This window comes from Streptomyces sp. NPDC001970 (assembly GCF_053594115.1).
Window position 1 is genome coordinate 1 of record NZ_JBSFDW010000039.1, and the last position, 17,705, is coordinate 17,705.

At 69.8% G+C, this 17,705-nt stretch carries 14 protein-coding genes and 2 pseudogenes; 5 read left to right on the top strand and 11 right to left on the bottom strand.

Annotation, left to right across the window (positions count from 1 at the left end; translation table 11 throughout):
• Both ACWCP0_RS33965 and ACWCP0_RS33970 read left to right on the top strand, forming a co-directional pair.
• Window positions 1-327 (top strand): hypothetical protein (locus ACWCP0_RS33965; RefSeq protein WP_451082670.1); only part of this gene is annotated, 327 nt, incomplete at its 5' end.
• Window positions 296-526 (top strand): hypothetical protein, encoded by a 231-nt coding sequence (locus tag ACWCP0_RS33970; protein WP_451082666.1) that lies wholly within the window; start codon window positions 296-298, stop codon window positions 524-526. The genes ACWCP0_RS33965 and ACWCP0_RS33970, both read left to right, overlap by 32 nt.
• A gap of 186 nt (window positions 527-712) precedes the next feature.
• Here the strand turns inward: ACWCP0_RS33970 and ACWCP0_RS33975 are convergent, their stop codons facing one another.
• Together ACWCP0_RS33975 and ACWCP0_RS33980 are read right to left on the bottom strand one after the other, a co-directional pair.
• Window positions 713-1,696 carry an LLM class flavin-dependent oxidoreductase gene (locus ACWCP0_RS33975; protein ID WP_451082604.1) on the bottom strand — a complete coding sequence of 328 codons (984 nt, stop codon included), beginning with the start codon at window positions 1,694-1,696 and terminating at the stop codon, window positions 713-715.
• A gap of 28 nt (window positions 1,697-1,724) precedes the next feature.
• Complete coding sequence (locus ACWCP0_RS33980; protein WP_451082605.1) at window positions 1,725-2,630, bottom strand: aldo/keto reductase; 906 nt, start codon at window positions 2,628-2,630, stop codon at window positions 1,725-1,727.
• A gap of 158 nt (window positions 2,631-2,788) precedes the next feature.
• Here ACWCP0_RS33980 and ACWCP0_RS33985 point away from each other — a divergent pair.
• A pseudogene (locus tag ACWCP0_RS33985) lies at window positions 2,789-3,057 on the top strand (transposase); the annotation flags it as partial.
• Window positions 3,058-3,127: 70 nt separating this feature from the next.
• On the opposite strand, the gene ACWCP0_RS33990 reads toward ACWCP0_RS33985, so the two are convergent.
• The 5 genes and pseudogenes from ACWCP0_RS33990 to ACWCP0_RS34010 form a co-directional block, all read right to left on the bottom strand.
• Window positions 3,128-4,168, bottom strand: a complete 1,041-nt coding sequence (locus ACWCP0_RS33990; RefSeq protein WP_451082606.1) for a zinc-dependent alcohol dehydrogenase family protein — start codon at window positions 4,166-4,168, stop codon at window positions 3,128-3,130.
• Between the two features lie 95 nt (window positions 4,169-4,263).
• Window positions 4,264-4,407 (bottom strand): hypothetical protein, encoded by a 144-nt coding sequence (locus ACWCP0_RS33995; protein WP_451082607.1) that lies wholly within the window; start codon window positions 4,405-4,407, stop codon window positions 4,264-4,266.
• A gap of 208 nt (window positions 4,408-4,615) precedes the next feature.
• Entirely contained in the window at window positions 4,616-5,497 is an 882-nt protein-coding gene (locus tag ACWCP0_RS34000; RefSeq protein WP_451082608.1) for a helix-turn-helix domain-containing protein, read from the bottom strand.
• A gap of 204 nt (window positions 5,498-5,701) precedes the next feature.
• A complete protein-coding gene (locus ACWCP0_RS34005; protein ID WP_451082609.1) occupies window positions 5,702-9,373 on the bottom strand; it encodes a S8 family serine peptidase in 3,672 nt (1,223 codons plus the stop codon).
• A gap of 816 nt (window positions 9,374-10,189) precedes the next feature.
• Window positions 10,190-11,708 (bottom strand): annotated as a pseudogene (locus ACWCP0_RS34010) (UvrD-helicase domain-containing protein).
• A 930-nt stretch (window positions 11,709-12,638) separates the two neighbouring features.
• Here ACWCP0_RS34010 and ACWCP0_RS34015 point away from each other — a divergent pair.
• Together ACWCP0_RS34015 and ACWCP0_RS34020 are read left to right on the top strand one after the other, a co-directional pair.
• A complete protein-coding gene (locus ACWCP0_RS34015) occupies window positions 12,639-13,091 on the top strand; it encodes a MarR family winged helix-turn-helix transcriptional regulator (RefSeq protein ID WP_451082610.1) in 453 nt (150 codons plus the stop codon).
• Window positions 13,092-13,220: 129 nt separating this feature from the next.
• Entirely contained in the window at window positions 13,221-13,646 is a 426-nt protein-coding gene (locus ACWCP0_RS34020; protein ID WP_451082611.1) for a hypothetical protein, read from the top strand.
• 523 nt (window positions 13,647-14,169) lie between these two features.
• On the opposite strand, the gene ACWCP0_RS34025 is transcribed toward ACWCP0_RS34020, so the two are convergent.
• From ACWCP0_RS34025 to ACWCP0_RS34040, 4 genes are all read right to left on the bottom strand, one after another.
• Window positions 14,170-14,343, bottom strand: coding sequence for a hypothetical protein (locus ACWCP0_RS34025; RefSeq protein ID WP_451082612.1), 174 nt, complete (start codon window positions 14,341-14,343; stop codon window positions 14,170-14,172).
• Between the two features lie 442 nt (window positions 14,344-14,785).
• Window positions 14,786-15,685 (bottom strand): bile acid:sodium symporter family protein, encoded by a 900-nt coding sequence (locus tag ACWCP0_RS34030; protein WP_451082613.1) that lies wholly within the window; start codon window positions 15,683-15,685, stop codon window positions 14,786-14,788.
• 13 nt (window positions 15,686-15,698) lie between these two features.
• Window positions 15,699-16,463, bottom strand: a complete 765-nt coding sequence (locus ACWCP0_RS34035) for an enoyl-CoA hydratase/isomerase family protein (RefSeq protein ID WP_451082614.1) — start codon at window positions 16,461-16,463, stop codon at window positions 15,699-15,701.
• On the bottom strand, window positions 16,460-17,677 hold the full coding sequence (locus ACWCP0_RS34040; RefSeq protein WP_451082615.1) for a CaiB/BaiF CoA transferase family protein: 1,218 nt from the start codon (window positions 17,675-17,677) through the stop codon (window positions 16,460-16,462). Before ACWCP0_RS34040 ends, ACWCP0_RS34035 begins: the two co-directional genes overlap by 4 nt.
• Between the last annotated feature and the right edge of the window lie 28 nt (window positions 17,678-17,705).

Here is a 17,705-nt window from a genome sequence, read left to right on the forward strand (position 1 = left end):
CCGTTCTTTCATGTCCACGGCCGCACCCGTACCTCTGTCCAGATGATCACCCGCGCCGCACACCTCGAACGAAATCCGGTTTGCCACAACGCACTTACGGATCATCGGATGGCTGGCATTGTTCCGGACGGGCTGTGGGAGATCGCGAGGCCGGCCTGCTCGAGGAGATTCCGTGACCTCGGATACACGGGCAGCCTCAACCTGCTCTACAAATACATCAACCAGGGCCGCCTGGAAGGCGACCGGATCACGCCCTCGCCGCGCCGCCTCCTGGATCGCGACCCGCCCCGAAAACCTGCCCGACAAGGCTCGCATCCATCTCGGTGAACTCCTCACCGCCTGCCCCGAGATGGCCACACTGGCCCAGCTCGTGCGCGGCTTCGCCCATCTCATGGCCGAGCGCCGCGGCACGGACCTCGACTCCTGGATCAAGCAGGTACGCGAGGCCGGTCTGCCCGAGCTGGACGCCTTCCTCAACGGCCTCGACCAGAACCATGACGCCGCTGCCGCCCCTCAGCCCGCCTGAAACAAGATCACCGGACTCTGCGCAGCGCGGGGCAGCCCAACGCCGGCCGCCCCACACGGATGAGGACCTCGCCGGGCCCGGGGGCCGGGCTTTTCGACGTCGGGACGCGGATGACTTCCGGGCCGCCGAAGCCCAGAACGGCCTTCATTCGTGGGGGGGCGTTGGCGCTCACGTTCCCTGGTGGCGTCAGGAGGACGGGAGCCGAACCGGGGCGGGGACCAGCTCGACGCTGCGGATGCGGTCCCTGCGGTCGACGGCGGCGGGAGCGAGCATCAGCTCGTCGGCTTCCGCCCGCTCGGCCAGCTCGGCGAGCTGTGCCTGGACCTGCAGCGGGGTGCCGACCGCGGTGTGCGCGTGCATGGCCTTGATCTGCTGGCCCATCGGCGAGTCCAGTGCGCTGTCGATGTCGGCGTCGGTGAGCTGCGGACCCCGGGGCAGCAGCATCCGTGCCCGATAGCGCAGGGACACCTGGTGCTGCTCGGCGGCCTCCTCTTCCGTCTCGGCCGCGACGACGTTCGCCGAGACGATCAGATACGGCTCGGGGTGCTCCGGGGAGGGCTGATACGTCGAACGGTAGGTCCGTGCCGCCGCGTCCAGTGCTGCCGGTGCGAAATGCGACGCGAAGGCGTACGGCAGTCCCAGCGCCGCGGCGAGCTGCGCGCCGAAGAGCGAGGAGCCCAGGATGTACAGGGGTATGTTCGAGCCGTGGCCCGGGACGGCGCGTACGCCGGCCAGGGCCGGCTCGCCGGTGAGGAAACCCCGCAGTTCGAGGACATCCTGGGGGAAGGCGGCGGCGGAGGCCGGTGTCACGCGCAGGGCGCGGGCGGTGTTCTGGTCCGAACCGGCGGCCCGGCCCAGGCCGAGGTCGATGCGGCCAGGATGGAGAGCGGCCAGGGTGCCGTAGTGCTCGGCGATCACCAGCGGGGTGTGGTTGGGCAGCATCACACCGCCGGCGCCGACCCTGATCCGTTCGGTGTGGGCGGCAACATGGGCGATCAGGACGCTGGTGGCCGCCGAGGCGATCTGCGGCATGTTGTGGTGTTCGGCGTACCAGACCCGCTCATAGCCGGAGCGCTCCGCGGCCTGCGCGAGGGGAACGGCACCGCGCAGCGCGTCGGCGGGAGTCTCCCCCGGGCCCACCCATGCGACGTCGAGAAGTGAGTAACGCATCGAATCCTTCGTTTCGTGGAGCAGGGGGTCAGGCCAGAGCTTTGAGCTCGTCCTCGCCGAGGATGAGTGTGAAGGACTCAACGAGTGAGGCGAGTTGCTCGGGCGTGCGCGCGCTGGCGATCGGCGCCGCCACCGTGGGCTGCTGGCGCAACCAGGCGAGCGCGACGGCGGCGACGCTTACGCCCCGGTCGGCTGCGATGCTGTCCAGTGCGTCGAGCAGGTCGCGGTTGCGTGGGTTCTGGAGGTAGGAGGCAGCCGTTTCGACACGGGGCGAGGTCTCTTGCGCGCCGTCGCGGTACTTGCCGGTCAGGAAGCCGCTGGCCAGGGCGAAGTAGGGCAGCTCGACCATGCCCAGCTCACTGAGGACCGGCGCGAGCGTGGTCTCGAAATCGCGCTCGACGAGGTTGTAGTGATCCTGGCTGATCTCGAAGGGGGCGTGGCCCGCGGCGCGGGCCGCCTCGACCACGGCGCGCAGGCGGGGGGCCGAGAAGTTCGACAGTCCGAGTGCGCGGACCTTTCCTTCGCGCACCAGCGTGTCGAAGGCCGCCGAGATCTCGTCCGGTGTGCGCGAGGGGTCGTCGGCATGTGCGTAGAGCACGTCGATGTGGTCGCTCTGCAACCGCCGCAGCGATTCCTCGACCGCCTCGCGCACGGTGGCAGCGGACAGCCCGGGGTGCTCCTGCCACATGCCGACCTTCGTGGCGACCTGCACCCGGTCGCGCAGACCGCGCGAGGCCGTCCACTCGCCGATGATGGTCTCGGATTCGCCGCCGAGGTTGCCCGGGATGTACGCGGAGTAGATGTCCGCGGTGTCGATCAGCGTGCCGCCCGCTTCGACGAACGCGTCGAGCACAGCGAAGCTCTGTTCGCGATCCGTTGTCCATCCGAAGGTGTTGGTGCCCAGGACGAGAGGGCCGAAGTCGTGTGTGGTCATTTTCTCTCCAATGGGTGGCGGCGGACCCTGGACGCGGGCGGGAGGGTCCGTGGTTCAGCGGTGGTTCAGTGGTGTGCGGCCCGCACGCATCGTCAGCCGCCGAAGCGGGTGGTCAGGGGTATGAGACGCGGAGGACCGTACGGCTCGAAAGCGCAAGCGCGGACGCTGACGCGCTGCTCAGCTCCCCCGGCCTCGGCGTCGGCTCGGCGCCCGGGTGCTCGCCGAGATCACAGACGACCGCGACCGCTTCACCGACGTCCGCGCTCTGAAGGCATACGCCGGTTCGGCCCCCATCACCCGCGCCTCGGGCGGGTGGAAGTTCGTCGGGCGGCGCTTCATCAGCAACGACCGGCTGATCGTGGCCGGTCTCCCGTGGGCGGCACGGACCTCCTCGCCCGGAGCCGTCGGCGCCTTCAACGGCGACTGGCCGGGCCGACCCTGGCCGTGGGCACGGCCGGCTCGCAGGGGCGGTGCTCATGGCTTGTCCACGGAGGGGGTCAGGGGCGGATGAGGACCTTCAGGGCCTCGCGGTCGTTCATCGCCCGGTAGGCCTTGGGCACCTCGTCGAGGCCGACGGTGCGGTCGAAGACCTTGCCGGGCTCGATGGCGCCGGAGAGTACGTCGGGCAGCAGTTCGGGGATGTACTTCCGGGCGGGCGCGACGCCGCCGGTGAGGTGGATGTTCTTCGTGAACAGCCCGAAGTCCATGGTGACGTCCTCGTACTGGGGAGCCCCGACACACGAGACGGTGCCGCCGGGGCGGGCGATCGAGAAAGAGGTCTGCAGGGAGTCGCGGGTTCCCACGCACTCCAGCACCGCGTGCGTCCCGTCGCCGCCGGTGAGTTCCAGCACCGCGGCGATGCCCTCCTCGCCACGGGCGGCGACCACGTCGGTGGCTCCGAACTCGCGGCCCAGGTCGGTGCGGTCGGTGTGCCGGCCCATGAGGATGATCCGCTCGGCGCCCAGGCGCTTGGCGGAGATGACGGCGGACAGGCCGACCGCGCCGTCGCCGATGACGGTGACAGTGCTGCCCTGTCGCACGCCGCCGGTGACGGCGCTGTGGTATCCGGTGCACAGCACGTCCGACAGCGTCAGCAGCGACGGGATGAGAGCGGAGTCCTCCTCCACGGGCAGCGGCACGAGCGTGCCGTCGGCCAGCGGCACCCGCACGGCCTCGCCCTGCCCGCCGTCGAGGTCATGTCCCCAGGTGCCCCAGGTGCCGCCGTGGCGGCAGGAGGACTGCAGCCCTTCGCGGCAGAAGTCGCAGGTGTTGTCGGACCACACGAACGGGGCGACGACGAACTGGCCGCGCCGCAGCCCGCTCACCTGGGAGCCGGTCTCCTCGATCACGCCGAGGAACTCGTGCCCCATCCTCCGGCCGCTGCCGGAGGCGGGCAGGGTCTGGTAGGGCCACAGGTCGCTGCCGCACACGCAGCCCGCGACGACGCGCACGATCGCGTCCGTGGGCTGCTGGATCGTCGGGTCGGGAACCTCCTCGACGCGGACGTCGCCGGCGCCGTACAGGACAATGGCCTTCATCGATGTTGCTCCTTGGTACTGGTGGTTCTGTATCGGGATCGGCTGTTGGTCGCCGGGTCGTTGCGCTGCCGCTGGGCCGACCGGCGGGTAGGGGGTCAGCGGTTGATCCACCGCTGCATGTGCGCGGTGGCCAGGGCGTCGCCGACGACCTGCTCGGGAGGGGTCTGGAAGGCGCCGAACCCGAGGATCGGCATCTGCACGCCGTTGTTCAACGTGACCTGAGGGATCTCGATGGACATGGTGAAGCCTTTCTGATGGCACGTGCCCGCGTGCACGTGTCCGTTGGTGCCTGCCGTCCGCAGGTGGCGACCGGGTGCCCGGGATTTCCGGTCCGTGCGCCACCGTGCGTGCGCATGCTGAACGGCCCAGGCAAGGACCGCTGCCCCCGGCAGACGTACGGGCGTCCGGCGGCCCGGCCGGCCTACGCGGAGCGTGGAGCCCCGACCGCTAGGACTGGCGCTGCTCCTGCTCGCCCTGTTCCTGCCGGGCAAGAGTCGCGGCCCAGCTGGCCAGCAGGTCGAGCGCCTGCTGAGAGCTGGAGGCCGGCTCGGCGGTGTACACGAACAGCACCAGTCCCGGATCGGACGGCAGCTCCAGCCCTTCGTAGGACAGGTCCAGATCACCGACCACCGGATGGTGCAGCCGCTTGATCCCGCTGCGGTGATGACGCACGTCATGCGCGGCCCACAGCCTGCCGAACTCCTTACTGCGCGTGCACAGCTCCCCGATCAGGCCGGTCAGCTCCTGGTCGTAGGGGTTCTTGCCGGCCTCGGCACGCAGCACCGCCACGATGTCGCGGGCCGCGAGATCCCAGTCGCGGTAGAAATCGCCAGCCCGCGGGTTCAGAAAGCGAAACCGCGCGTGGTTGACCGGCCGGACGGGATCGTCGAACAGGGGCGAGTACAGCGCCCGCGCCAGACGGTTGATCGCCACGATGTCGCTGCGACCGTTACCCACCCAGGCGGGTGACAGCTGGCCGTCGAGGATCTGCTGAATGGCCGGGCGCACGCGCCGCGCCGCGGGGCGACGCCGCACTGCTGCGCCCGCATTGGCCGCCCGCGCCAAATCGAACAAGTGTGCTCGCTCGTCCTCGTTCAGCCGCAGCGCACGGGCGACAGCGTCCAGCACGCTCTCAGAAGCACCGCGCAAGCTGCCGCGTTCCAGCTGGGTGTAGTACTCGACCGAGACTCCCGCCAGCTCGGCCACCTCGCTACGGCGAAGGCCCGGAACCCGGCGGGTGCCACCGTGTACGGCAAGGCCGACCTGATCGGGCGTGACCTTGCCGCGGCGGGAGACCAGGAACTCTCGTACCTCGCTGCGGTTGTCCATGCCCTCCACGGTACGAGCCGGCCCCCGGACCAGGGAGATGCTGCCAGCACCCCCCACGGCGGCACCCACGCCGTGCCGGTGCGAGCCCATCCGGACGCGCTCTGGACCGCACCCGGAAACGGTGCGGCGGGTGCCAGGGTTCGCACGCCCTGACACCCGCCGTGGTTCAACGGGCTTGGCCCGTTTCTACCGGTTTCCGGCGGCTCACGCGGTACCGCCGTGGAGGTAGGCGCGGTTCACGGTCTGCCGGACGCTGTTGCCGGCCGCGTCGGTCGCGGTCACGCGCAGCGTCACGTAGGCGTCGCCTCTCACGCTCGAGGGCCGCTCGACGGTGGCGGTGAACTGCCCGCTGCCCTTTCCGGCAGTGCGGGCCGTGGTCCAGGTCTTGCCGTCGTCGTAGGACGTCTCGACCTTCAGCGTCACCCCGCGCGGCGCGGCCATGCCGTCCTGCATGCGGACGCTCAGGCCGAGGTTGTGCCTGCGCGCAGAGCCGACCGCGTTCTGCGCGTCGACCGGTACGGCGTAGTCGACCTGGAGCAGCGGCAGCTTCTCCGGGGCGGCGGTGGTGTCCGAGTGGAACGTCCACGAGGTGCTGGCGCTGGTGCCGAAGTGCCAGTCGTCCGAGACGCGGGCGGTCGTCAGGTCCAGTCGGTATGCGGCGTTGCCCGCGGGGACCTCGAAGTTGCCCCAGGCGCCGTTGTCGGACCTGGCGATCTGCTGCCCGTTGCGGTAGAGCTCCGCCGCGTTCGTGTCGCCCGCCCTGTCGAAGCTGTTCTTCTCCGCGAACGACCAGTGGCCGGTGCCGGAGTCGTTGAACTCCGGCACATACACCGACAGGGTGTTGCCGTTGCGTACCGACGGCAGGTGCTCACCGCGCGGGATGGAGGGGCGGACCACTGCTCCGAACCACCGCTCCGTGGCGTGCCGGCCGGGCTGGTAGGTGTGCGCCTCGTCGTGCATGCCGCCTGACAGCGGATTTCCGAAGGTATCAACGGCCACGTATTGCACGGCGTGCTGCCACTGCGTGTCGTCCCCGGCGTTCACGTACTCCACACGTTCCTGTCCCACCGGAACGTAGCGGCTCGTCTGGCCGATGGCAGTGTCCTGGTAGGGACGCCACGCGAAACGCTGCTCGCTCGCCCATTCCGAGCCACCCGTGCGGCTGTAGGTGGCGCGAACCTCCGCGCTTTTGCGTTGCGAGAAGGTGAGGCTCTTGGGGATAAAGCCCTTCGAGATCTGCATGACGTCGTACATGTACGGGCTGCGCACCGTGCCGGAGAACTCCACCGTCGTGGTCCCCCTCGCCATGCGCTTCAGCAGAGCTGTCCCGTCGGCCCAGGAGAATCGCATCACGGGCAGGGCCATCCGGTCACCGGTTGGCAGCCATTCGGCCTGGGCGCCGACACCCTTGGGCCACACCACCAGCAGCGCCTTGGCCCCCGCGGCCGCGGCGGTCTGCGCGAGCGCACGCTGGTCGTAGCCGGCGGAGTTGTCGTCCTGAACGACGGCCAGCTTGCCGCGCGCACCGCGGAAGTCGGGCGCCTGTGCCGTGCCGGCGGCCACGGCGGTCAGCCGCGCGCCCTGGTCGCGGAAGGCCGGGGAGAAATTCTCATAGTAGGGGGTGAACTCCTGTGAGATGCCGGAGACCCTCGCCCGCAGTTGGGGGGCCTTCAGCTGCGTGCGCACGGTGAACTCGAAGGCGCCGTCGGTGACCGGGGCGGTGGGATTGGTGTAGAACCGATCGCTATACCAGAGCGAGATACCCTCGAGCCGTTCCTGACCGTCGATCTGACGGTAGTACATGGGGATGAGCTGGCCGTACCGCTCGGCGGGGCGAGGCGTGCGGATCTTCACCTCGGTGGCCTCGGCGGCGTTCAGCGTCACCGTCGTGTCCTTGGTGACCTTCACCTCCGGGACAACGACATTGCCTATTTCGCCGACGCCGTCATCGGCGGTGTCGTTGAAACTGGTGCTGACGTAGTACGTGCCCTCTTCCACGACGGCGACCCCCGCGTCGAGGTCCGTGTAGCCCTCGACACCGTCGGGACCCCAGATGGTCGGCAGCCAACCCGGCACAACCTTGCCGTCGCGGTCGCGGTAGACCACGGTCAGCCGGTGCTGCGGGGCGTGCACCACGAGGGAGACGGTGGTGTGGGCGAGTACGGTGCCGTCGGCAAACTTCGCGGTGAGGTAGCCGTAGTACTTGCCGCGGACGGCGTTCGTCGCGTCGGTGCGCAGCGGCACCTCGGCCGTGGCGCCGGGGCCCACCTGCACCGTGCCGGAGCCGACGCCGACGACCCCGCCGGCAAGCGGACGCCCGGCCTCAGTGGCCAGGTTGACGGCCAGGGAGAGCGTCACCGGCTTGTCGCCGGTATTGGTGTAGCGGACGGTGGCCGCCTGCCGCGCTCCCTGCGTGTCGCCGATGTGGAGCGGGGCGAGGGTGACCGAGCCGGTGGCGGTGACCGGGCCGATGGCGGTGGCCAGGTCGATGCGGCCGCCGCCCTGCTCGGTCACCTTGGTGCCGGACACCGTCCGGGAGGTGCTGACCAGGGCGTCCTTCAGCTGCTGCGCGCCCCAGTTGGGGTGCTGCTGGGCCAGCAGTGCCGCGGCGCCGGCGACATGCGGGGTGGCCATGGAGGTCCCGGACAGCGACACGTAGTTGTCGTCGACCGGGTCGCCCAGGGTGGTGCCGGCTGCGCGGGCGGCGACGATGCCAACACCGGGGGCGGTGACGTCGGGCTTGACCGCTCCGTCGCCGAAGCGCGGGCCGCGGCTGGAGAAGGAGGCGAGGGTGTCGTCGCGGTCGACGGCCCCGACGGTCAGCGCGGCGTCGGCCGCACCCGGCGAACCGACCGTGGACGGGCCAGGGCCGGAGTTGCCCGCCGCCACGACGAAGAGCGTGCCGGTGGACTCGGTCAGGGCGTTGACGGCCTGGCTCATCGAGTCCGTGCCATCGGTCTGGATGTCCGCGCCGAGGCTCATGTTGACGACCTTGGCGTGCCCGCCGGCCGCCCACTCCATGCCGTCGATGATGCCCGACTCCGAACCGTAGCCGTTGTCGTCCAGCACCTTGCCGATCAGCAGGTCGGCCTTGGGCGCAACACCGCGCCGGGAGCCCGACGACGCCGCGCCGGTACCGGCGACGATCGAGGCGACGTGCGTACCGTGACCGAAGTGATCACCGGTGTTCGCGCTGCCGGAGAAGTCCTTCGCCTCGGCGATGCGCCCGGCCAGGTCGGGGTGGTTCGCGTCGACACCGGTGTCCAGCACGGCCACCTTCACACCCTGGCCCTCGTAGCCGGCCTTCCAGGCGCTCGGCGCGTTGATCTGCGCGGTGCTGCGGTCCAGCACCGCCTTCACCCTGCCGTCCAGCGAAACCCTGGGGGTGACCGCGGCACGGGCGGCATCAGACTTTCCGCCCGGGTTCAGCGTCTTCCAGAAGGTGCCCAACTCGCCGCCGGCGACGCGCAGCGACCGCGCGCCGATGCTCGTGAGGGAACGAGCCCGTGCCGAGGAGTCGTTGAGCGCAACCAGTCTGTCGGCTCTGGCCTCGGCAGCCCTGGCTGCCTGCGCGGTGATCCTGCCCCCGTCCCGGGACGGGGCCGAGTAGACAATCAGTGGCAACGCGGAGGAGTGGTCCTCGTCATACCCCTGTGCTATCAGGGCTGTTACGTTGAATAGGCGGCGGTCCAGAGTGCCGGCTGTTACCAGCGCCTCGGCATCAGCAGGCAACACGGTCAGCGAATTGTCGTCGTCTTCCAGTGTCCGGAAGGGGATGTGCTCGCGCCCGGGCCCCGGCTGGACCGACGCGGTGCGCCGTCCCCCGGGCAGCGTCGTCACGGTCACCCGGTCACCGGTCACCAAGCGCACGGTCACGGAAGACGCCTTCGCTTCGGTGCCGGGGTAAGCAACAGCCCCAGTGGCTGCGGTAGGCGACGCGGAGACGGTCTGCACGCCTCCGGCGGCCAGCATCAGCCCCGTCGATATCGCCGCCGTCAGGCGGGTCCAGGTCATCAAGGAAACACCTTTCATCCAAAAAGCAGTGCGGGAGTGCAAACAATCGGGCGATGAAGCCGCACGAGCGCTGACGGTTCACAACTGCGACACGACCCAACAGCGGGGTCGCTCGTCATGGCTTGTCGTCATGCGGCAGCACTGAGCGCACGCCCCGTCACGGGTATCGCGATGGGCGAGGCATCGTGCGCGCTCGGGTGGTCCCTCAGCGGCGTGGGCTCGTTGCGAGGGCCGGTCGGCAGTGGCACCTCCAACAAGCGTCCAGCCGCATTTCAGGCCTCACGCCGGCGCCGACGAGACGATCGGAGAATCCCTGTCAGCCGAAGCCGTCCACCGATCCGTCGTATAAGCGAGCCTCGTTGCGCACCGCGAACCCTTCTGTGATGGCCATGTCGCCCTCCAACAAGGGGTTCGACATGTCTCCCGGCCGCGCTCACCATATGGATACTCCGTGTGTACGACCTCGGTCAGATGGCCTAGATTCACCGCCGGGTCACGTCCGCCGCAGTGGTGTACCGATGGCCACTGGGTGATCTCATCTTCGAGGCCATGCAGTGAGTCTCGAACTCCTCGCCATGCCCACCGCCATCGGCGCCATCAGGGCGATCGGGCTGCCGCCCGGGGCATCCCGGCCACGCATGTCGACAGGCTTCCCCCCGGCGCGATCCTCGTCGAGAGCTACCTCGCCGATGCAGCACACCTATGAGGTGCCAGCGCGGGCGTGGCATGGCCTGCGCCGCTGGGATGGTGGTCGATCCATGACAGGCCGCCGCGGTCGAGCTGCGCCGCGCGCGGGTGACGGCGACGTAAGCAAGGCGGGCTTCGGCGTCGTCGATAGGTCCTGGCAAGGGCTGGCCGGTGTCGTCTGTCTGGTCGGTCTCCTTGGGTGGAGTGAAGTCGTCGGCGATCTTCACCGTGGGCCATTCGCGGCCTTTGGCTTTGTGGGCGGTGGAGACGATGACGTCGGCCTGTGGTTCGTCACTGAGTCGGTCGACAGCGGTCAGGATGGCGTCCGTGCCGTGCTTGTCGATGAGGTCGACGAAAGGCTGCAGGTCTCCTCCGGCTGGGTCGTGTTCGGCGTAGTCCTGGAGGTCACCCCAGGTGGCGAAGAGCACGAGTTCCGGATGGCTGGTGCGGCGGCCGCTTTTGAGGTCGCGGGCGGCGAGGGCGAGGGTGCGCAGGCTGTCTCCGCCGCCGACGAGTGCGACGCGGTGGCCGGCTTCGAGGAATTGCATGACGTGGGTCATGGCGCCGACGTTGGTGCGGCACAGGACCGCGTGAGGCTGTTCGAGAGGGCCGAGTTCGGTCGTGAGGCTTGTGCTTCCGTGGAGGCGGATGGGGGCCTGGGCGATGGCGAGCCAGCGGTTGGCTTCGGCGGCGAGGTGGGGGCCGAAGCGGAATGACTGGGAGAGGGTGAGGGTGGTGCCGTCGAAGCCGGTCATGACATCGCGGGCGCCACGTCAGTGGTAGATGGCCTGGGCGGAGTCGCCGACCATGACCAGCTGGGCGTGGCTGCGCTGGGCGTTGAAGACGTCTTCGACGACGGGGTTGGTGTCCTGGGCTTCGTCGAGGAGGAGGAAGTCGGCTTCGATGACCGGGTTCGTCAGAGCCCAGATCTTGAGGTAGTGGTCGTGTTCGAAGCGGGCCACTCCCCCGTCGGGGTCTTAAAGATCGGTCCAGGCTCGCTGGGCAAACGGCAGGACTGTGTAGGCGAGTTGGGCGTGCAGGGCGGTGTCATCTAGGCCGCGCATGCGCGGGACGTGGTGCCGGCTCAGGGTGAGGTCGGCGCAGTGGCAGAAGCGGATCACAGTGCGCAGGGTGGCGTAGGAGAGGGCGTCGCCGGCTGGCGCGGGGTGAGGTCACGGTCTGCGATACGGACGGGTTTGGTGATGCCAAGGGCCTGCCCGGTCTTCCAGGCCGGCTGACGCGGGGCGCTCAGGCGGGCGCGGTAGCGGTGCCCGAGGGCCGCGTAGGCGAGGGCGTGGGCGGTTTTGCAGGTGACCGTGGGCGGGAAGCGGGCAGCAGCCTCTTGGGCGATGGCCCGATTGTAGGCGAGGTAGCGGCCACGGCGTTTGATGCCGAGGGCGAGCAGCGTGAGGGTCGAAGTCTTGCCGGTGCCGGCGCCGGCCTGGAGGACGAGGTGGTCTCCGGCGTGGAAGCGGTCGGCGGCGGCGGTCTGTTCGTCAGTGAGGTTCAGCACGTGGTGGCTTCCGGGGTGGCAAGTGCTCGGGCTGCGGCGGCGAGGAGGCGGTCTCGGGTGGTGGTGGACAGCACGGCCTGCAGGGCGTGAGTGAGGCGTTCGACCTCCTGGCGGTCGATGCGCTGCAGTGCGTCGGTGAGGGCTTGCTCGACGAAGGTCTCGACGTCTTGGCCGTGGTGGGATGCGGCACAGCGGACGGCGTCGTCAGCGGCGGGGGTGAAGGCGACGTTGAAAATGATCTGGCCGTGAGTGTCCGGGTAGTGGGTGGCCAGGATGTCGATGGGAAGCGTTTCGTGGAGCGTGCGGCGCAGTCGGTTGAGGGCGCGGCGGGGTGTCTTTGCCCGGGGTCAGGGTCAGCAGGCGGGTGCTGTCGTGGTTGGCGGCGAGCGCCGTGAGGCGGCTGGCGTGGTCGAGTTCTCTCTGGCTGGCGGGTCTGGTCAGGGTGATCTCAAGGGCGTGGTGCGGCACGGTTACGACTCGCCTCGCCGGCGACATGCTGCACGGTGTACTCGCACACCTCGGGGTGCCGGTGAGAGAGGAGCAGCGGCGGCTGTCGGCACTGGGCGTGACACCCGCTGAACGGCCGGCCCGCCCTCCGCGTCGGCGGGGGTGTTCCGCCGAAGAGGCCCTTCGTGTTCGCCAGCGCCCTCGTCCTCCCCGCCGATGCGGGGGTGTTCCGCCGCGGCGGAGGTGTGTGGCTGTGATGGTGCGGTCCTACCCGCCGACGGGTGGGTGTGCCGACGTGCGCCAGGCGGGCGACGGCTTTATGTGGGGTGGCAATGGATGTGGACCTGAGCGGCATCTTTGAGGCCGACCCCGCTCGACCGGCTCGGCTTTCTGCTCGCCCGGCATGGCGCCATCGCCTGCGCTCGCATGGAGCACGCCTTCACGCTGTGCGGACTGACACCCCGCGAAGGCGCGACGCTGATGCTGCTGGGCAAGTGGGGACACACGAGCCAGAAGGGCGTGGCGGGGGCCCTGGAGGTGGATCCCAGCATCCTGTGCGGGATCCTGAACGACCTGGAGGTCACGCGCGTCGTCGAGCGCCGGCGCGATCCGGCCGGCCGGCGCCGTCACATCGTGGCGCTCACCGAAGAAGGCAGCCGCGTCCTGGCGAAGGCCCAGGAAGCCGTCACCGCCATGGAGCAGGAGTTCTTCGCCGACGTCACCCCCGAGGAGCTGTCGACACTCCGGAAGCTCCTCGTCCGGGTGAGGACATCCAAGAGCGACGCCGTCTGCGCCTGGCCGACCCGCCACCAGGCAACTTGGGGCCATGGGCATTCCCGTGGCCCCTTGTCGTGCTACCCCCTTCTGGGAATTTACGACATTCCGGGCAGCTTCGTTCCGGTGAGTCGACAGTCACATCCGTTCATTCATTGACATGCCTCAACGATCTGATAGCGTCAACGCATGACGTTGCTCAGCCGTATCGGCCACGAGCCCCACGGCACAACGCGTCGATCGTTCGCCGCCCCCTCGACAAGTCGGGCGAAGCAAGGAGACAGAACCATGAAGAAGCTGATGACCCGCGTCGCCCTCGCAGCCGCCACCGTGACGATGACCGGCAGCGCGTTCGTCGCCGTCGCCGGCCCCGCTTCGGCGACCGCCCTGCCCGCGGCTCAGCACAGCGCTCACCCCGCCACCGCCGTCGTCACCGTGGCGGAGCGCGCCGACCTCTTCCGCATCGGCCAGGGGTGGTCCATCTCGGACGGGCACCGTGAATGGCACGGCGAGCGGGACCGGTCGGGCCACTCCTACTGGCGCTCCGGCGACAACGGTCACCAGCTCCGCTACGACGGCCACCGCGTCTACCACTGGAACGAGGGACGCTGGGCCGCCGTCACCCAGGCCGACGAGCACGCCTACGCCTTCGACCGCTGGCACTTCGACCAGCTCTGGACCATCCGCGCCATCGAGGACCCCCGCGGAATCTGAGCCCGACCCGCCCGGAACACCCCACCTGGAGAACACCATGAAGCAGTCGACCCGCACCACCAGGACCCTCCGCCGCCTTCGCCCGGTCACGGACCTCGGAACCGGCCGCCACCGTGGACAGCCAGCCGCCGAGCGCCCGACCGCCCTAAACGCGCCCGGCAACGGCCGCCACCGCCGCGCCGAGGCCCTCGCCCTCCCCGCGTCCGCGTGACCCGCCCCCGCACAACCCGCCCCCACCAGGCCGACGACCCGATGAGCCCCCGCTGCGCACGCACGGCGCCACGAAGCACCGACGCCCCCGACGCGCCGCGGCAGCGCCCGACCGCGTGAACAACACCGTCAACCGCCGCCTGCGAGCCCAGTGACACGGACACACCACCGCCCGGCCGGCGCCCCGCCGAACGTCACACCCCCCGAAGGGCGCACGCCTCCGCCTCCCGACAGCGGGAACGGACCCGGACAGCGGCCGCCCCGCCGACCCCGCCATGAACCACACCCCGGCGCCACCGATGACCGCGGCCCATCATGCAGTCAGCACCACGACACCGAACACCACCAGCACGCCGCGGGTCCCGCCGCAGTCGAGCCCACTCATCCGACAGCCCGGCACGCAAAACAGCACCATGCAGTCCGCGACGTCGAAGACCAGGACAACGCCCATGCACAGCAGCAGCGCGGCGTCTTCCAGGAGAACCACGAATCCCCCGCGCGACCCAGTGCCTGCCGCAGCCCGCGGGCGACGGCAGACAGGCCGCGCGCGAAGAAGTTCTGCCGGAACCCGAGTTCGTCGACGACACACTGGACCTTGCCTTGCGCCTGGTCGCCACCGCGACAGGGCGCCGACCGGACAACACGTGGGACACCGTCGTCTTGGCGCGTCAGACGCGGGCAGGAGTGAGCCGGTTGAGCGGGCTGGGCTTCTCCCGTGGGCGACGCCGGTCGGCGGCCGGCCGGCGAGCCGGCCGCAGCCAGGTGCAGACGGCCGGGACGAGCCCTGCAGAAGACGACGGTGCCTTCGATGACCGGCAGAGCGCCGAGGTCAGCAGCCCATGCCCGAGCGATGGATCAGCCGTGGATGGATCCGTCCCAGGCCCGACAAGTGGCGGTGCCATGAAGACGTGTGCCGGGCCGTGGGGACGTCAGGTGCTGCTCACCGGCTCCACCGTGGGGAGTGAGCGGGTCCGCCGGGCGAGCAGGAGGACGGCCACGGCCGCGGTGAGGAGGGAGACCGGGATGTAGATGGCGGGTGCCACTGCGGCAGCCGGCATGTTCAGCAACGCGGGGCTGAGCGCGATGGCGACGGCGAGGGCGCCGTTGTGAATGCCGATCTCCATCGACGAGGCGACGGCTTGGGGCCGCTCGACGCGGACGAGACGGGGCACCCAGTAGCCTATGACCAGGTTCAGAACGCTGAACGCCGCCGTGAGCGGAAGGACGGAGCTCAAGGACCGGCCCAGCTCGCGGGAGTTGTGCAGGATCGCACCCACGACGACCACCACCAACACGACAAGCGCGACGATCCGTACGGCACGCTTGAGGGACTGCGCCAGGCCCGGACGATGGCGCCGCAGCGTCATGCCCAGGGCGACGGGCAGCACGACGGTGGCGATCAGTGTGAGGACGCCGTGCGGTTGGAGGCCGATGTTGTGGGCGTGGCCGAGGTAGTGGCGGGTCACGCCCCACATGACGAGCGGCAGCGTGACCACGGCGAGCAGCGAGTTGACCGCGGTGAGGGTGATGTTCAACGCGATGTCACCGCGGGCGAAGTGGCTGTAGACGGCCGCGAGCGTTCCGCCGGGCGATGCGGCCAGGAGCAGCATCCCGACAGCGGTGTCGGTGTCGGCGCCGGTCAGTGCGAGCAGGGCCAGGCACAGCGCGGGCATCAACAGCAGTTGGCAGGCCAGTGCCGTGCCCACGGCGCGCGGCACGCTGATCACGCGGGCGAAGTCCGCGAAGGTGAGGGACAGTCCGAGGCCGAGCATGATGACCGCCAGGGCGAGCGGCAACACCACGGTGGTCAGGACAGAGCTGTGCAACATCTTCTCCTCTGGATCAGTGCCGGTGGTATTCGCCGGACGACTTGGCGAAGAAGGCACGCAGTGCCTCCTTGTGGTCGTCCTTCAGGAACAACTCGGACAGTTCGTCGACCTGCCGCCGGTGCGCCTCGTCCCGGCTCATCTCCGGGGCGTCGTTCACGCAGCGCTTGGTGGCCTCGACGGACAGGGGGGCGCGAGTCGCGATCCGCTCCGCCTTCGCCAGCGCCACATGCATGAGCGCCTCGGGTGCGCACACCTCGGTGACCAGTCCCCAGGCCGCGGCCCGCTCGGCTCCGTAGCGTTCGCCGGTGAGGAGGATCTCCTTGGCCGGCCCCAGTCCCACGATCCTGGCCAGTCGCCAGAAGTTGGCCATGAGGCCCACGTTGACCCCGGCCGCGACGAAGGACGCCTCGCTCGACGCGACGCGGATGTCGCAGGCCAGGGCCAGCTCGAGCCCGCCGCCGACGGCCGGCCCGTTGACCGCGGCGATCACCGGGGCACGGAATCTCTCCAGGCCGTAGACGATCCGCTCGAAGTCCGCTACGAAGTCCGGCAGTTCGGTAGGGCTCATCCGCTGGTCCTGGAGCAGGTCCGCGCCGGCGGTGAACACACCTCCGGCTCCGGTGAGGACGACCGCACGAACCTCTCGGTCCTTCTCCAGCCGGTCGATGGCCGTCTTCAGGTGCGCCCGGCTCTCCCAGGAGAGGGTGTTGACGGGCGGGTTGCTCAGTGTGATCACCGCGACGTGCGGGGTGTGGTATCGCAGCTGGACCGCGCTCACTTCTCCTCCTTGGCCACGCCCGCGGCGAGCAGGGCCTCGATCTCGGACGGGCCGAAGCCCGCCTCGGTCAGTACGTCGGTGGTGTGCTCGCCCAGCAACGGGGCCGGACGGTGGATGGCTGCCGGGGTGCGGGAGAATTTGACGGGCACTCCGATGTGCTTGACCGGCCCTGCCGTGGGGTGTGCGACCTCGACGAGCATCTGCCGGGCCCGGACCTGGGGATCGGAGTAGACCTGACCGATGTCGTACACGGGTCCGGCGGGAATGCCGTGCGGCAGGAGGATGTCCATCCACTGCCCGGTGGTGTGCTCCAGGAACTTCTTCTGCAGTTCCTTCGTCAGTGACGGGCGGTTGGCCAGGCGGGACGCCGGGTCGGCGAATCGCGGGTCCGTCCCCAGCCCCGGCCGTTCCAGGGCCTTCACGAGGTGTTCCCACATCCGCTGATTGGGTGTGCCGACGGTCAGCCAGCCGTCGGCGGTCCGGAACGCCTCGTAGGGGGCCGCGAGCCGCATCTGCGAACCGAGCGGGCCGGCTACGTGTCCGGTGGCGAACAGGACGGCGCTCTCCCACACCATCAGGGAGATGCCGGCCTCCAGTAGTGAGGTGTCCACGTACTGCCCCTCGCCGGTGCGCAGGCGGTGGACATAGGCGGCGAGCACACCGTTGGCGGCCAGGATCCCCGCAGCCAGGTCACAGACCGGTACACCCGCCTTGACCAGCTCGCCGCCGGGCTCACCGGTGACGCTCATGATCCCGGACATGCCCTGGGCGATGAGGTCGTACCCGCCCCGGCCGGCCAGCGGGCCGTCTTGGCCGAATCCCGAGATCGAGCAGTAGACCAGTGCGGGGTTCCGTGCGGCGAGGCTGGGATAGTCGCAGCCGAGCCGCTCCATGGCCCCGGGCCTGAAGTTCTCGACGAGGACATCGGCTCCCTCGCTGAGCCTGCGCAGCGCGTCGGCGCCCCGCTCGTCCCGAAGGTCCAGGGCGATCCCGCGCTTGTTCCGGTTCACCGCCATGTACGCCGGCGACTGGCCGCCAGGGAAGTCGGCTCCCCAGCCACGCAGTTCGTCGCCGGTCGGACGCTCGACTTTGATCACGTCGGCGCCCAGGTCGGCGAGGAGCGCCGCGCAGTAGGCACCGGCCATCACTTGACTGACGTCCAGAACCCGCACGCCGTCGAGGGGACCCGTCATCGCACCTCCCGAGATTCCCATGGAAAATTCGTGCCGCATCGTGGCACGC

Coding starts and splice junctions, on each gene's coding strand:
- ACWCP0_RS33975 (WP_451082604.1), bottom strand. CDS start 1,696: ATGCGTTACTCACTTCTCGACGTCGCATGGGTGGGCCCGGGGGAGACT.
- ACWCP0_RS34030 (WP_451082613.1), bottom strand. CDS start 15,685: ATGTTGCACAGCTCTGTCCTGACCACCGTGGTGTTGCCGCTCGCCCTG.
- ACWCP0_RS33980 (WP_451082605.1), bottom strand. CDS start 2,630: ATGACCACACACGACTTCGGCCCTCTCGTCCTGGGCACCAACACCTTC.
- ACWCP0_RS34015 (WP_451082610.1), top strand. CDS start 12,639: ATGCTGCTGGGCAAGTGGGGACACACGAGCCAGAAGGGCGTGGCGGGG.
- ACWCP0_RS33995 (WP_451082607.1), bottom strand. CDS start 4,407: ATGTCCATCGAGATCCCTCAGGTCACGTTGAACAACGGCGTGCAGATG.
- ACWCP0_RS34000 (WP_451082608.1), bottom strand. CDS start 5,497: ATGGACAACCGCAGCGAGGTACGAGAGTTCCTGGTCTCCCGCCGCGGC.
- ACWCP0_RS34040 (WP_451082615.1), bottom strand. CDS start 17,677: ATGGGAATCTCGGGAGGTGCGATGACGGGTCCCCTCGACGGCGTGCGG.
- ACWCP0_RS34020 (WP_451082611.1), top strand. CDS start 13,221: ATGAAGAAGCTGATGACCCGCGTCGCCCTCGCAGCCGCCACCGTGACG.
- ACWCP0_RS33990 (WP_451082606.1), bottom strand. CDS start 4,168: ATGAAGGCCATTGTCCTGTACGGCGCCGGCGACGTCCGCGTCGAGGAG.